The sequence below is a fragment of the Lacrimispora sp. genome (genome assembly GCF_047605665.1).
Lineage (GTDB): Bacteria > Bacillota > Clostridia > Lachnospirales > Lachnospiraceae > Lacrimispora.
Genome location: NZ_JASGFH010000005.1, coordinates 14,821 through 29,002 on the forward strand (window position 1 = coordinate 14,821; position 14,182 = coordinate 29,002).

The 14,182-nt window shown below is 44.2% G+C and carries 11 protein-coding genes; 2 read left to right on the top strand and 9 right to left on the bottom strand.

Annotated features, from left to right (window positions below):
- Positions 1-16: 16 nt before the first annotated feature.
- Entirely contained in the window at positions 17-1,096 is a 1,080-nt protein-coding gene (locus QM657_RS04995) for a sulfurtransferase (protein WP_415065458.1), read from the bottom strand.
- 197 nt (positions 1,097-1,293) lie between these two features.
- On the opposite strand from QM657_RS04995, the gene QM657_RS05000 reads away from it, so the two are divergent.
- On the top strand, positions 1,294-2,061 hold the full coding sequence (locus QM657_RS05000) for an ABC transporter ATP-binding protein (protein ID WP_415065459.1): 768 nt from the start codon (positions 1,294-1,296) through the stop codon (positions 2,059-2,061).
- Positions 2,054-2,854: an ABC transporter permease gene (locus tag QM657_RS05005; protein ID WP_415065674.1), complete on the top strand. Its 801-nt coding sequence runs from the start codon at positions 2,054-2,056 to the stop codon at positions 2,852-2,854. Before QM657_RS05000 ends, QM657_RS05005 begins: the two co-directional genes overlap by 8 nt.
- Before the next feature lie 202 nt (positions 2,855-3,056).
- Here the strand turns inward: QM657_RS05005 and QM657_RS05010 are convergent, their stop codons facing one another.
- From QM657_RS05010 to QM657_RS05045, 8 genes are all read right to left on the bottom strand, one after another.
- Entirely contained in the window at positions 3,057-5,036 is a 1,980-nt protein-coding gene (locus QM657_RS05010; RefSeq protein WP_415065460.1) for a heparinase II/III family protein, read from the bottom strand.
- Positions 5,037-5,049: 13 nt separating this feature from the next.
- Complete coding sequence (locus QM657_RS05015; protein ID WP_415065461.1) at positions 5,050-6,657, bottom strand: response regulator; 1,608 nt, start codon at positions 6,655-6,657, stop codon at positions 5,050-5,052.
- On the bottom strand, positions 6,657-8,480 hold the full coding sequence (locus QM657_RS05020; protein WP_415065462.1) for a cache domain-containing sensor histidine kinase: 1,824 nt from the start codon (positions 8,478-8,480) through the stop codon (positions 6,657-6,659). Before QM657_RS05020 ends, QM657_RS05015 begins: the two co-directional genes overlap by 1 nt.
- 119 nt (positions 8,481-8,599) lie before the next feature.
- Positions 8,600-9,484 (bottom strand): carbohydrate ABC transporter permease, encoded by an 885-nt coding sequence (locus tag QM657_RS05025; protein ID WP_415065463.1) that lies wholly within the window; start codon positions 9,482-9,484, stop codon positions 8,600-8,602.
- An 11-nt stretch (positions 9,485-9,495) separates the two neighbouring features.
- Positions 9,496-10,431: a carbohydrate ABC transporter permease gene (locus tag QM657_RS05030; protein WP_415065465.1), complete on the bottom strand. Its 936-nt coding sequence runs from the start codon at positions 10,429-10,431 to the stop codon at positions 9,496-9,498.
- A 75-nt stretch (positions 10,432-10,506) separates the two neighbouring features.
- Positions 10,507-11,940, bottom strand: coding sequence for an ABC transporter substrate-binding protein (locus QM657_RS05035; RefSeq protein WP_415065466.1), 1,434 nt, complete (start codon positions 11,938-11,940; stop codon positions 10,507-10,509).
- A 182-nt stretch (positions 11,941-12,122) separates the two neighbouring features.
- The gene (locus QM657_RS05040) at positions 12,123-12,467 is read right to left on the bottom strand and encodes a cupin domain-containing protein (RefSeq protein ID WP_415065467.1); all 345 of its coding nucleotides are present in this window, start codon (positions 12,465-12,467) and stop codon (positions 12,123-12,125) included.
- Positions 12,468-12,554: 87 nt separating this feature from the next.
- On the bottom strand, positions 12,555-13,622 hold the full coding sequence (locus tag QM657_RS05045; protein ID WP_415065468.1) for a PTS transporter subunit EIIC: 1,068 nt from the start codon (positions 13,620-13,622) through the stop codon (positions 12,555-12,557).
- Positions 13,623-14,182 lie beyond the last annotated feature (560 nt).

Sequence of the window (14,182 nt, forward strand, 5' to 3'; positions counted from 1 at the left end):
CCGGTTTTCATGCTTTTTATTTTTTCGCTTTATCCGTAGAAAGCTTTCCTACGGTGGTGTATTCACACGCACTGCCTGCAGGATCGCCTAACTGTACGGGAAGGCTGTCGTCCATCTGCCACTGATACCAGCCTCCGTCATAAAGCTTTGTATTAGTATATCCATTTTCATAGCTGATAAGAAATGGAACGGTAGCTCTCCAGCCTGTACCGCAGTAAAATGCCACTTCCTGATCAAGAGAGGCTTTGCCTTCCTTTAAATATCCTTCCAGCACATCCGCTCCCACTGTTGTGCCGTCTTCCTTTAAGTAAGAACCGTCGTCTGTATCCCGGCCCCAGATAGCGCCTTTGGGCTCGCCAGCCTTGTCAATATATCCGTAGCCGCTGGTCTCTCCCAAGAACTCCGCCTTGCTTCTGATGCTCACCAATTTGAAATTGCTGTCATTTTCAAGCTTTTCCTTTACTTCGTCAATGGAAATAATATATTCCGGATGGGCGGGAACTGTGGTTCCAAAACCTTTGTCTGTGGCTTCTGGCTTATTGCTGCCTTTTTCCAGGTCATATCCGGCCTTTGTCCAGGCTTCAAGACCGCCGTCGAGGCATTTTACATTTTCAACGCCTGCCCATAACAGGGTAAATGCAACTCTGTCATCGGCGGAATTCGTTCCGTCTGTTCCGTAACAGATTACCGTCGTATCCTTGGTAATTCCGTAATCAGCCACCAGCTTTTCAATCTCCTCCGGCGTGCGGATATTCCAGTATTCCTCAGATTCCACGTAATCTGTGTTCATATGATAGGACCCTTTGATATGTCCCTCTAAATATCCGGGGTTGTCCGCTTCTTCTCCCCAGCCGCATTCCAGAATAACGTAATCAGAGGACTCTTCCTGATTTCCGTCAATCACACTCTGTACCCAGTCAGGGGATACATACACCTTTTTCTTATCCACAGGATCAGCTTCCACACTGGTTTTCGCTTCTGCTGTTTCCTTTTTTTCGCTGTCTGCTGCTTTCTGCTCAGGCTTTACCCCACAGCCTGCTGTCAATGCTGCTGCCATAGTGATGCACAGCAGAATGCCTAATACTTTTTTCTTCATGATACCTTCTCCTAGTATGTATATTTTGTCGCTGTTATCTATTATAAAGAGGTACTGCTTTTGAGTCTAATTGATTTAACCAATATATAAGGGGTATTTATAGATATGTCCTATAAATGTTTTTTCCTCACACTCCCTTTTTCAGTACATATCATAACACTATAAAGAAGTTGGATTATGTCATATAAGGAGGACCTATGAAGCCAAAGCTGGAAATTCGTGGGGTCAGTTACTCCTATCATTCTCTTGAGGGTGAGACACTGGCCCTTTCCGATATATCTTTCACCGCAGAAAATGGGGAATTTCTCGCCATCGTCGGCCCCTCCGGCTGCGGGAAATCAACCCTTTTATCCCTTCTCAGCGGACTTTTATCGCCCGATAAAGGGGAAATTTACATGGATGGAGTTCCCCAGGCAGAGGCCAGAGGAACCACCGGTTACATGCTGCAAAGAGACCATCTTTTCGAATGGCGGACCATCATGGGAAATGCACAGTTAGGGCTGGAAATTCAGAAAAAATTAAACAGCAGCTCCAAAGAAAAGCTGCATGAAATGCTTCATACTTACGGTCTTGGAAGCTTTGAGCAGGCAAGGCCGTCTGAACTGTCCGGAGGTATGCGTCAGCGTGCCGCACTGGTCCGCACCCTGGCCCTGGAACCGGACCTTCTTTTATTAGATGAACCTTTTTCCGCACTGGACTATCAAACAAGGCTTGCCGTCTGTGATGATATCAGTTCCATCATAAAAAGTGCCGAAAAAACTGCCATTCTCATCACCCACGACCTTTCCGAGGCCATCAGCGTCGCTGACCGGGTCATCGTGCTGACAAGCAGGCCCGGCAGGATCAAAGCCGTTATTCCCACTTCCTTTGGCGAGGATTACGTGCGCCCCCTGGCCCGGAGAAACATGCCGGAATTTTCCGTTTACTTCAATCAGGTATGGAAGGAGCTGCAAAATGATGATTGAACCTCATGCCACTTTAGCACAGCAGGAATTTATCCAAAAGGAAATGCTTCACCGGCGCAATGTGCGGGTGTGGCGTTTTATGCTTCTGGTTCTGCTTCTTTCCCTTTGGGAGCTGTCCGCAAGCCTTGGGATTCTCAATGATTTCATATTCAGTTCTCCCTCCCGGATGACCCTTTGCTTTATCGATATGGTGAAGGACAGAAGCATATTTTTACACATCGGGGTGACGGTAATGGAAACCATCATAAGTTTTTCCCTGGTCATTACCCTGGGGCTGGCAACAGCCATTCTTTTATGGGCCAGCCGCAGCATCACAGAGGTCTTAGAGCCTTATCTGGTTATGCTCAACAGCCTGCCAAAGTCCGCCCTGGCCCCCATTTTGATCGTTTGGCTGGGGAATAATATTAAAACCATTATTGTAGCCTCGATTTCTGTGGCTGTTTTCGGATGCATTATGACCCTGCACACCGGATTTTCACAAATCAACCCGGATAAGATCAAATTGATTTATTCTTTGGGGGGAGGAAAAAGAGATGTACTTTTAAAGGTCCTGCTGCCCGGTTCTGTGCCGCTTATCATCAGCAATATGAAGGTGAATATCGGGCTTTGTCTGGTGGGAGTGATTATTGGGGAATTTTTGGCGGCAAATAAAGGATTGGGATATCTGATCATCTACGGAAGCCAGGTGTTTAAGATGGATTTGGTGGTGATGAGTATTGTGATTTTGTGTTTTGTGTCTGCCGTTTTGTATCAGGGAATTTCTTTGCTGGAGAAGAAGATAGGTCATAATTAAGGATTAGAATTGTAAAGGGCAGGACGTTAGAATAGGCGGACTGCTCTTTTATTTAATATCAAATACAAGCATTGTATTATGGAACTTTCCATCGTATACGGTCATCCAAAAATTTCGGAATTGAATTTTAAATAAAAAAATGAAAGGAGCTTTTACCAAGCGTGCACAACAGTACCTACCGGATAAAAGCTCCTTATTTTTTCTATAATAAAATCTTCCTCTCTCCTCCGTCTGCTTCCGTGACGCAAATGCTAATTTTCCCGTCCGATGCTTCAAAGGATACATGTTTCACCTTGCACTCCCCGTCACTGCTGGTAATCACATGGGCAAACACTGCTTCGCCTCCAAAGCTGCGCTCAATCCTGTAATTAATATCAGATACAGACGGGTTATCAGGTCCTCTTCCGTTAAATACGGTCTGACCAAAGCCAAACCCAAAGATATGAGTGGTAACCTCCCCATCTCGATAAGCAGTCACGATTTCGCCGTCAGCCTCTGTCTGTACCATGGAATGAAGGTGCTTATAAGGTTTCTTTTCAGAAAATACCTCCACCGGCTGGCCTTCCGGAGCCAGAATTGTCTCTCCCGAAACATGCATCACCCAGTCAATAGGCAATTGAGGGGCAGCCCCTTTTACAACAAATACCTCTGCAAAATAATCATCTGTCCAGGCAATTTTCCTTGTCATTTTAACAGATTTATAATTCTCTTCCTTCCACTGAACAATGGTAAAGCTGTCCGGCATTTCGTAAGGAGCTGTCCAATCCGCCTCTGCCTCCACATAGACCACACCATCCAATTCTTCATACCGCTTCAAAATCCCATTTGCAGGAGCCTGATTTTCTTCTCCAATGGTAACCGTATTGTGGGAACCTGTATTTTTATAAAAATCATAATGCATGAGTGCACCGTAGCCGGTTGTTCCAAGATCAGGAGAAATCCGTTTTCCGCAGGCGAGATAGCTAATGTCCAGACGGTCATAATGATCATGCTCGCCTCCATAGCTGTCATGCTTAAACAGGAGATACCGGTCACCAGCCCCTCTTAAAATGGTACTTCCGCAAAGTCCTTCTTCCACATGATAATTTTTAAATGTATGGCTGCACTCTTTAAGTTCATCCATACCATAAATAAAAGCTTCCAGGTTATCCCTTTTTTCTTTTTTGTACAGTTCATTTAAAACATACAACAGCCTGTCTCCCCCTATTTCCCGATAAGCAAACTCATAGAGATAGAGGCTGGAAGATGTATGTCCATAGTTTGTATCATTTAACATGGGAATAGCAAATCCCGGTTCCAGATAATCCACTAGCAGCTCCATCATTGCCTTGTAATTGGGATGGCTGATATGACTGTGGGGTGTATGTAAAGCAAACTTTTCATATGCAAAAAAGCTGGTTAAAGCGTAAAAATGGTAACCAAAAGCTCCTTCAAACCACATATGATTCTTAAGCATTCCTTTCTCTAATTGATAAAGGAGACCATATGGCTCATAAACTGCAAACTTCACATAAGATTCCACATCAAAAATCAAGCCGATAATCGCAATAGCTGAATTAATAATGACCTCATGATTATGCAATTGATTATGGCGGTGTTCTATTAAAAACTCTGCACCGGGGAGCAGCATCCCATCACGGACAGAAACCCTTTCTTCCTCTGTCATAATATCTGACAGCAGATCATAGGTCATGGCAAAGTTACGCAGAAAATTGGCCTCATCAAGAGTCTGAGCTCCTGATTTACCGGGGCCGTTATAAGGAATATCTCCATGTACTTCATAATCCCTGTAATATCTGGAATACTCTGTCATGATGGAAACAGCCTTTTTCCCATAAGCCTCCTCACCGGTCACCAGATGAAGCAGCCCCATCTGAAAAGCGGCTGTATAATTTTTAGTGTTGATAATTCCCCACCAGGTGCTGTCATAAGGTTCCCCGGAAAATACCTGGCCGCAGACACGGCATCGATGGCGGTGTTCATCTTTGCGGTCAAATTCCAATTGAACCGAACATTTGGGACAGTAATAATAAAGAGACCAGTTGGCAATTCCCGTTTTCGGAACCATAACCGGTTCTTCCATAACTTCACGGACTTCCTGCCTCAGCCGTTCTATGGACTTGGGCCAAAGCTTTCCTTTTTCCTGTAAATGTCTGACTTCTGCTTCCGTAAACTGTATCATGTTATGGCCTCCCTCAATATAAGCGTTCTTTTTCCACTACTTTTTTAAATTCTGTCGGCGTACAACCGTAAAACTTCTTAAAGCTGCTGGCAAAATACCTCTGGTTATCATAGCCGCACTCTTCTGCCACTTCCTGTATCCTCAGGCCGGTCTTTTGAAGCAGGATGCCTGCCTGTTCCATCCGTTTCCGTATTAAATACTCACCAAAACCTTCCCCAGTATGCTGCTTGAAAATCTGTCGTACATAACTGGAGCTGAAATGCACCTGGGCGGCAATCCATTCCAGGTCTATATCACTGTTTTTCAGATTATTATCCAGCAAAAGCTTGATCTGCTTTACGACCGCACTCGCCTTTGTTTCCTCAGAATGTTCAGAAACGATCAGACAGCACTTTTCTATATAATTTCCCAGCATTTTCTTCATATCCATGAGGCTGCCGTAATGAATCCTGTCCTGGATATAGGCAATGGGCTCCATTTCCTCTTTATCATAGCCTGCCTGTTCCATATCATTTTGGATTGCATAGACCAATTCCTTCACGGATACGCTGATATAATCATTTTTCTTATTGGCTAAGGAGGCATAGCTCTTCATCAGCCCCTGAAGCTGGGCAGCGGCTTCCTCTTTCTGCCCGGTACGGACAGAAAGCCGGATCTGATTTTTCCAGTCTCTGATCTGGGAACTGCTGCTTTCCTCCTGTATATCATTTTCTTCCCCATAGAACATAACAGGTTTTTCTGCATCCAGAGTTCCTCGCCAGACAGCCATAGACTCCTGATAGGATGTGCTTAAGTCCTTTAAGCTCTTATAAGGACGGCCCAGAGCACAGCTAAGCTGTATCTGATAGTATTTTTTTAAGCTGGCCTGGATTTTCTTCATTGCCGCCCTGACTTTTTCTAAAAATACAGTTTCACGGTCCCCTGTACCGCACCAGATCACTGCCAGATGGGTTCCATCGAAACTGACACCATAGATTCTGATTCCCGGCGGGAGATATCCCTCCCGTATCAGAAGCAAAAACTCTTCTACCCGTTCCTGGCTTCCAAAATCCCAGGTTCCCCCGGTAAGTCCTATAACTCCTGCCAGGTAGTAATCTCCTGATAGTTCAACGCCTAACTGCTGGCAGACGGTATCCTTGCAGTCCCGCCCCTCCAGCAAATCCTTCAGCGCTTTTTCCCTTGCAAGACCTTCTCTGATGAAAGCCTGTTCCCGAAGCAAACTCATATTCTGCCAAAGAGCCTTCTGACTGTCCAGCTCCTGTATCATTTTCTGAATCACTTCCACCAGCTCCTGAGGCAGAAACGGCTTTAAAAGATAGTCCTTTACTCCCAAAGAAATCGCCTGCCTGGCATAGTCAAATTCATCATATCCGCTGATCACTACATTCTTACTGGAAAGGCCTGCCTTTTGCATTCCCTTGATCAATTCCAGCCCATTCATAAAAGGCATGGATATATCTGTAATCAAGATATCCGGTCTTAAAAGAACCGCCGATTCTAAAGCCTCTCTTCCATCTCCCGCCACTGCCACCACTTCTACTGGCAAAGAAGAGCTGCGGATATTTTTCACCAGTAAGTCTCTTACATAATCCTCGTCATCTACGATCATAATCCGATACATCAATCAATCCCCCAATCTCTCACCGGAAGCGTAAGAATTGCTTTGGTCCACTGACCTTGTACACTTTCAAACTGGAGTCCGTAATCTTTTCCGAAAAAAAGGCGGAGCCTTTCATTTACATTGTAGATTCCATAGCCTTCTGAACGGTCTGTTTCGCCTTTTTTTAAGGCTTCATTGAGAACCTTCAGCTTATCCTGCGAAATGCCTGCTCCATCATCCCATACGACCAGCCTTAATATCTGCTCCTCTCCTGAACAGGGCGGCTCTTCGTATATCCGTATCAGCCCTGTCCCCTGCTTCTCTTTAATTCCGTGATAAATAGAATTTTCCGCCAGAGGCTGTAAAATCAGTTTAATCACCTTGCAGTCCAGCCACAACTCTCCTACGTCAATCTGATAATTTAACTTTGAGTGATAGCGGATTCTCTGAATATCCAGATAACTGGTTACATGTTCAAGCTCTTCCCTTAATGGAATCACTTCAGCGCCTTTACTCAGTGAAATGCGAAAAAATTTCCCCAAAGAACTGGACAGAATGCTGATTTCCTCTGCTCCCTGATCCGCGGCCTGCCACGTTATGGCATTTAAGGTGTTATAGAGAAAATGGGGATTGATCTGAGCCTGCAAAGCTCTTAATTCAGCCTTTCGGTTCTGTTTCTCCACTTCAGCCGCATAATCCCGCTCCCATTTCAGCTCTTTAATCGTCTCTTCCTGCTTTACCACCAGGCTTTGAATCTCCCCGATCATATAATTAAAGCTCTTTGCCAGACTTCCCACCTCGTCCTTATAAGGATAAAAAAACCTTGTATTGAAATTGCCTTTTTCAACCAGGCTCATGCGCTTTTCCAGTTTTCTGAGAGAATCCGTCAACTGATGGGACAACAGCAAAATAGCAGCCACACCGAGGAGAAATATAACTCCCATGGTTTCCAAAATGACATTTCTTAGATTCTGAAGGCTTCCAAGAAGGGTTTCCCTGGATTTCAGACCCCAAATCTTCCAGCCATTTTCTGAAAGACCGGCACACGTTACCAGATAGGTATTGCCCTCATACTGATAATCACTGGTAATCACCGTTCCCGTTCCTTCCCTTTTCCCTGCCAGTGCCACAAGCTCTGCAGGATCAGTGCCTTCTGAGCCTATGATCGTATTTCCTTCCTGATCCAGAATTAGAATCTTGTCAAAAAACTCATACTTTCCTTTTAACAGATGTTCAAGCTGCATGGCTTTTAGCTGAAGCACCAGATATAATCCGCCTTCATATCCATGAACGCTGAACTTTCTTACACAAGGAATGATTTCATCCGTATCCTGAAATATCCGGTCCTTCTGGGGCGGAAACCACTGGATCGCTTTCCCTGGTTCTTCCATGTAGAATTTATAATATTCCGACTCCTTAAAATCAAACTGCCAGTTTCTTATTCTGGCAAAATTATCAAACTCACCTTTATCCGTATAAATATAGGAGGAATGCAGGAGGCTTTCTCCCATCTCCAAATCCTTTAAAAAAGAAGAAACTGTTCCCATGGCTTTTACCAGATTGATGTCACTTGGATTGTTTAAATAGTCGGAAAAGGTGACTACAAAAGTATAATTGGTCAGCATTCCCTGGGACCTCTGCCGGATCACTCCAAGCCGCATATCGAGAGTGTCCACGATCTGCACAAGCACACTTTCCGCACTTACCCGAAAGTTTTCTTCAATATCATGAGAGGTGTATTTATAATAGGAAACCCCGCTGATTGCCGTGGTTAAGAAAAACATAATCCCAAATATCCAGATGATTTTACTCCGAAAGTGCAGGTTGTTAAAAATTTTTTTCATACTCATTTTCCTTCTCTTAAAGCCCGGTTAAGCATCTGCATGACAACACTTATATCATATCATCCGAAGGGCAAAATAGCCAGAACATGGGTATGTTCCGGCCATTGGAGTTTGTCTGACTAACCCTTTACCGCACCGGCCGTAAGCCCTGCAATAAACTGTTTATTGGCAAATAAGTATACAATAAGGATCGGTATGATAGCAATGGAAGCACCTGCAAGCATGATATGCCACTCTGCTGCCGCATTGACGGAGTATTTCAACTGAACAACCGCAACAGTTAAAGTCTGAAGCTTTGGCATGGAGATCGTCATAATAAGGCTGGTGATATAATCGTTCCAGGCATTCCGGAAGGAAAACAAAGCCACAACTGCAAGGATCGGTTTGCTTAAGGGAAGAATGATGCGAGCATACCCCCCGTAGATGCTGCATCCATCAATAATGGCAGCTTCATCCAGTTCCTTTGGAATCCCCTTTGTAAATCCCATAACTAGAAATACATTGGTGGCCTGGCCTCCCGTCAAAGCAATTACCAGAGCCAGCATGGTCTTGTTGATTTTTAAAGCTCTAAGCAGTTCATAAATAGGATATAAGGTAACTGATCCCAGAGACACAAACATCATAGATACATAGAGGGCAAGCAAGACCCTTTTACCCACAAAATCCATTCTTGCCATAACAAATCCTGCAAAGGAAGTGGTCACTGCTGCAAGAAGGGTCACCGACACGCTGACAACCAGACTGTTTAACGTATATTTGGTAAAATCCGCCTGTATAAAGGCTTTGTAATAATTTTCAAAATGCCAGGCTTCCGGGAAAAACCCGCCTCCCTGAGTAAGCTCTGCATTTGTCTTTAACGATCCCAGAACTGTATAGATGACCGGATACAGCGTAAAAACAATCATAACCGCTAAAAAAATCCATTTTGCAATCAAAGATGCCCAGGCTTTTTTAGACAGATGTACCTGATTGATTTTTATTTCCTGTACGTTTTCTTCTGCCATAATCCGCCTCCTTAATAAATATCATCCAGTTTCTTGGAAACCTTTAAATAAATCACTGTAACCGTACCTGCAATCGCTGCCGAAACCACGCTGACGGCGGCACCGTAGCCATACTGGGGAACTGTTGCTTCCGCTGCGGAAATGGGGAAGAAATACCGGTAGCCGTACAGGGACATTACCATGGTCGCATTATTGGGGCCGCCCTCAGTCAGTACCATGACATTGGTGATGTCATTAAATGCCGATGTGATGGCCAGCATCATGATAATCTTTAAAATTGGCCCCAGCATGGGAACAATGATGTACCAGATCGTCTGCAGCTTTCCTGCGCCGTCGATTCTGGCACTTTCAATGGCATCCCCGGACACCTGCTGAATACCGGCAATAAAATACACCATATAATTTCCCACACCTCCCCAGACTGCCGTAATAATCAAAGTCTTCATCGCATGGCCTTTTCCAAGCCAGTTAATGGGACGGGTGATGATTCCGGCTTCCAGAAGGTATTTATTAACTTCTCCGTTGTAGGCATTAAATAACAGGTAAAATACAAGGCCCATAACAGCGGAACTCATAATCGTGGGGAGAAACATAATGCTCTGGGCAGCTCCATTTCCCCGCTTCTGCTGGTTCAAAAGAAAGGCCAGAAAAAAAGCCAGAGGTATAATAATAACAACTTTTCCAAATCCGTAAGTAAACGTATGAAGCACACTTTCCCAGTAAACTTTATCGCGAAACACTCTTGCTAAGTTGGCAAGGCCTGTAAACCTCGGCGCACCGGTTCCATAGCCTCCATACTGATAGAATACATACTTTAACGTCCAGACAACCGGATACAGAGAACAGGCTGTAAATAGAATCAGATTAGGCAGCAAAAACGAATATGCCTGAAGGTTACGCTTTATGGCCTTGTTCTGAAGAGGACTCCTGTTTTTCCTTTCTTCCATCTGTGTACTCCCTTCTTAACAAAAGAGGGGCTGCCTCTTTTGTGAATCGGCCCCTCTTTTTCTTTCACTCACGGATCACTGTAATGTTGGATTCATCGGGTCATATCCGTCAATCTTAATTTCAAAGCCTGTACCGTTTTTAACAGCTTCCTGATAAGCCTTGTTATAGCGCTCTGTTAAATCTTTTAATGCTGCATCCACATCTGCATCTCCGTAGTAAACGGATTCACACGTCTTAAACATATCCTCACCTTCCACTACCATACCGGAAGCAAACGCAGTGTGGGGCGGCTTTGGAAGAAGGCTGTCAATGTCAGTGATCAGCAGCCATTCCTTATTCTGGAAATCTTCACTTGGCTTTGCTTTTTCAATGACACTGGGAAGAATACTGACTCCGTATCCGCCTTCATAATACCCTATCAGATAATCTTCTTTTGCAAAAATGTCTTTAAATACTTTGAATGCCGTTTCCAGGTTCGGGCTCTTTGCATTAAAAACATATCCGCCTGTTCCTATGAAATACTGTTTTCCTGCTGCCTTGCCTGCTACGGTAGGAATCGGCACACAATCCCATTTGCCGGAATCCATGGGAAACTGATTCTGGTACACACCCGGTTCTGCATGGCTGTAAGACATGTACATACCGATCTTGCCTGCTGCAAACTGGGTTCTTAACGGATCAATGTCAAGAGACTCACATCCTGGGAAAGCACTTTCTTCAGAAAGCAGTTCCTTCCATAATTTCAGGGAGTCTGCCCATGGGCTAAAGTTGTACTCACCCTTTACAAAATCATATCCGCGGACAAGACCTGTTTCACGCTCTAAACCAACCATTAAGGAACGCTGTAATCCGGAGCTTGCACTCTTCATGTTCTCAGCAAACCCATAAATGCCTTCACTGGATAATTTAGAAGTGATGATCTTTGAATACTCTACGACCTCTTCTAAAGTTTTTGGCGGCTCTGCAATGCCTGCACGCTCAAAAATTTCCTTGTTATAAAAAAGACGGCAGGTAGTTCCGGTGGTAGGAATAAAATAAAGCTTTCCATCCAGTTCATTGTAACCGGGGAAAATTACGCTCTTAAAATATTCCTTCATACCGTCATCCATAAGATCATAGAGATTGGCCCACTGGCCCTCATTCACGTATTTATCAAACATCTGATCCTGCTGTACCAGAATATCAGGGAGCTCGCCGCTCTGTACTGCCATATCAATGGCCTGAACATAGTTGTCAGTATAAAGCTGGTAGTTAATCTGAATATTATCTGTATTGGTTGCATTGTATTCGTCAACTTTTCCCTGAACATAAGTAGCATCATGACGGTCCTTTGACCAGATATTGATCACTGTTTTTTCACCGCCGGACTGAGCTGCAGTCGTTTCCCCCGCTGCCGTTGTCTGTGCTGCTGTTGTGCTGTTACTTTCTGCCCCGCCCGAACAGCCTGCCAGCGCACCGGCAGTCATAAGTGCTGCCATCGCCATTGCACCGAATCGTTTTAATCTCATAAGATCATTACCTCCCGTTTGTTATTTATGGGTACATTATACGAAATAAACGTATGACCGTAAATGCAATTTCCGTCGCTCCCATGTTCAAAATCCGATGTTCCAGTTCACAGTTTAGACACATTTGCGTTGAAGGCAAATAAAAAGTCCAGCATTCACTGGACTTTTAAAATGGGTGTTTCCTATATAAAATCTTCTCTCATGGGCGTGAAGAAATCCACTAAAATTCCTTTCTCAAGGCAAACGCATCCATGGATGATGCCATCCTGCTTTAAAAGGGTATCCCCTGCTCTCACGATCTTTGTCTCATCTCCTATGGTGAACTCAAAGGCCCCGCTCGCCACATAAGTGATCTGGGTGTGGGGATGGCCGTGCATTTTCCCCACTGCACCTTCTTCAAAATGGTTTTCCACGCACATCATGCTGTCACAATATGCCAGGACCTTTCTGACAACACCCTCTGCCGCCTGTTCTCCGTCTATGTCTTTGTTAAATACCCACTTCTGATCTTTTTCTGTCTTTTTCATTCTGATGTCTCCTCTCTTTTTTAACCGGTATAAGGAAACCTGCCCCTCCGTATCGTCGGCAGAAGAATTCCTATAATGCTTCCATCCTCATGCAACGTCATATTTTAGAACCATTGCCAGAGAAAATGCGGTCAAAAATCCAACCACACAGCTTATCACGTATAATCCAAACCCGTTCCCAAGAAAAACAGGTAAAGTGACCAGACTTGGAAATGCAAATGCCATGGCCTGGGCTCCGGAAAGTCCTGCTACAGCACCACCCACTCCGCCCCCAATACAAACAGCAGCCATAGGCTTTTTTAAGGGCAGGTTCACACCAAACATAGCCGGTTCCGTGACACCGAAGCAGGCCGACAGTACGGCTGATAAGCAGGTGGACCGAAAATTTTTATCCCTGCTTTTTAAACACACTGCAAAAGCCGCACCAGCCTGAGCAAATACCGCCGGTCCGATTAAAGCCAGTATCGTATCAGAGCCTTTTACAGAAACATTGTTCATTGCAACCAGCACAAGGCTCCAGTGAAATCCGAAAATAACCATGGGCTGGATCACTGCTCCTAAAATTCCTCCGGCAAGCATAGGGCTGATCTGGTATACAAATTCATAAGCTACCGCCATTCCATCCCCTACGACTTTTCCAATTGGTCCAAACACAAACAACGTAACCAGTCCCACTGTTACGATGCAGATTAAAGGCGCTAAAAAACCTTTGATCAAATCCGGCAATATCTTATCCACCAGCCGTTCCACGTAAGAAAGCAAGCCCACTGCAAGTATGATGGGGATTACGCTGGAATGGTAGATAACGGCCTTCATAGGAATTCCTGCAAAAAAGATGCCGGTGCCTGCCTCGAATACATTGGTCAAAGCAGGGTATAAAAGCACCCCTCCGATGACCACTGCCGTAAATGGGTCAGCCCCAAGCTTCTTTGCCGCCGTAAATGCCAATACAATAGGAAGAAAATAAAACAAGCTGTCTGCCATGGCATTTAACACCATATAGGTTTCACCGGCTCCCGACAGAAGATTTGCCGCGGTCAGGATAGCCAGTACCCCTTTTAATATTCCCGCCGCGCTTAACAGGTTGATAATCGGAAGAAAAATCCCCGAAACTCCGTCAATGACAACACTGATCATAGACTTCTTTTCTTTCATGAATGCCCTCTCCTATGGTAAAATTTTTCTTATAAAACTCATTCGGCCATAAAGTATTGCAGGATGCCGATAAGACCTCTCTGATACCTGATATTATGATACCTCTTAATCCCACCAATGTAAACACCGGATACATTCAGGAAGTCCCCTTTTTAAGTTCTTTCATTCCCACTCGTTGGAGCGTTAAAATATTTTGAGCTTTCATGTTTACACGTTTGATTCATTGGTTTATAATGGAATGCGTAAGATATTCTTCTGCATGAAATTTCATTTTAATCTTTATGACTTATTTTCAAAATTTTCTATTTCTCTTATTTTCCAATTTCTAAAACAATTATTTTAAAACCCATATCATAACTTACTTCCAAAAACATCATTTCTGTATTCCATTCTTGCAACCATTTATCTGAAATGTTATAATTGGCATATAATATTTCACTTGAAAATGGTAATTTACAAGTCTCGTATGACTTCACAGATGATGTTCTGCGGAAACTGTATTTCAGCCGGATATCATCAATGATACTCCCTGCTATTGATATGGGTTTAACCCTAAAGGG

What these genes read in the sequence shown, in the direction of transcription:
- QM657_RS05030 (WP_415065465.1), bottom strand. Translation starts at nt 10,431, where the DNA reads ATGGAAGAAAGGAAAAACAGGAGTCCTCTTCAGAACAAGGCCATAAAG.
- QM657_RS05015 (WP_415065461.1), bottom strand. Translation starts at nt 6,657, where the DNA reads ATGTATCGGATTATGATCGTAGATGACGAGGATTATGTAAGAGACTTA.
- QM657_RS05010 (WP_415065460.1), bottom strand. Translation starts at nt 5,036, where the DNA reads ATGATACAGTTTACGGAAGCAGAAGTCAGACATTTACAGGAAAAAGGA.
- QM657_RS05025 (WP_415065463.1), bottom strand. Translation starts at nt 9,484, where the DNA reads ATGGCAGAAGAAAACGTACAGGAAATAAAAATCAATCAGGTACATCTG.
- QM657_RS05000 (WP_415065459.1), top strand. Translation starts at nt 1,294, where the DNA reads ATGAAGCCAAAGCTGGAAATTCGTGGGGTCAGTTACTCCTATCATTCT.
- QM657_RS05045 (WP_415065468.1), bottom strand. Translation starts at nt 13,622, where the DNA reads ATGAAAGAAAAGAAGTCTATGATCAGTGTTGTCATTGACGGAGTTTCG.
- QM657_RS05040 (WP_415065467.1), bottom strand. Translation starts at nt 12,467, where the DNA reads ATGAAAAAGACAGAAAAAGATCAGAAGTGGGTATTTAACAAAGACATA.
- QM657_RS05020 (WP_415065462.1), bottom strand. Translation starts at nt 8,480, where the DNA reads ATGAAAAAAATTTTTAACAACCTGCACTTTCGGAGTAAAATCATCTGG.
- QM657_RS05035 (WP_415065466.1), bottom strand. Translation starts at nt 11,940, where the DNA reads ATGAGATTAAAACGATTCGGTGCAATGGCGATGGCAGCACTTATGACT.
- QM657_RS05005 (WP_415065674.1), top strand. Translation starts at nt 2,054, where the DNA reads ATGATTGAACCTCATGCCACTTTAGCACAGCAGGAATTTATCCAAAAG.
- QM657_RS04995 (WP_415065458.1), bottom strand. Translation starts at nt 1,096, where the DNA reads ATGAAGAAAAAAGTATTAGGCATTCTGCTGTGCATCACTATGGCAGCA.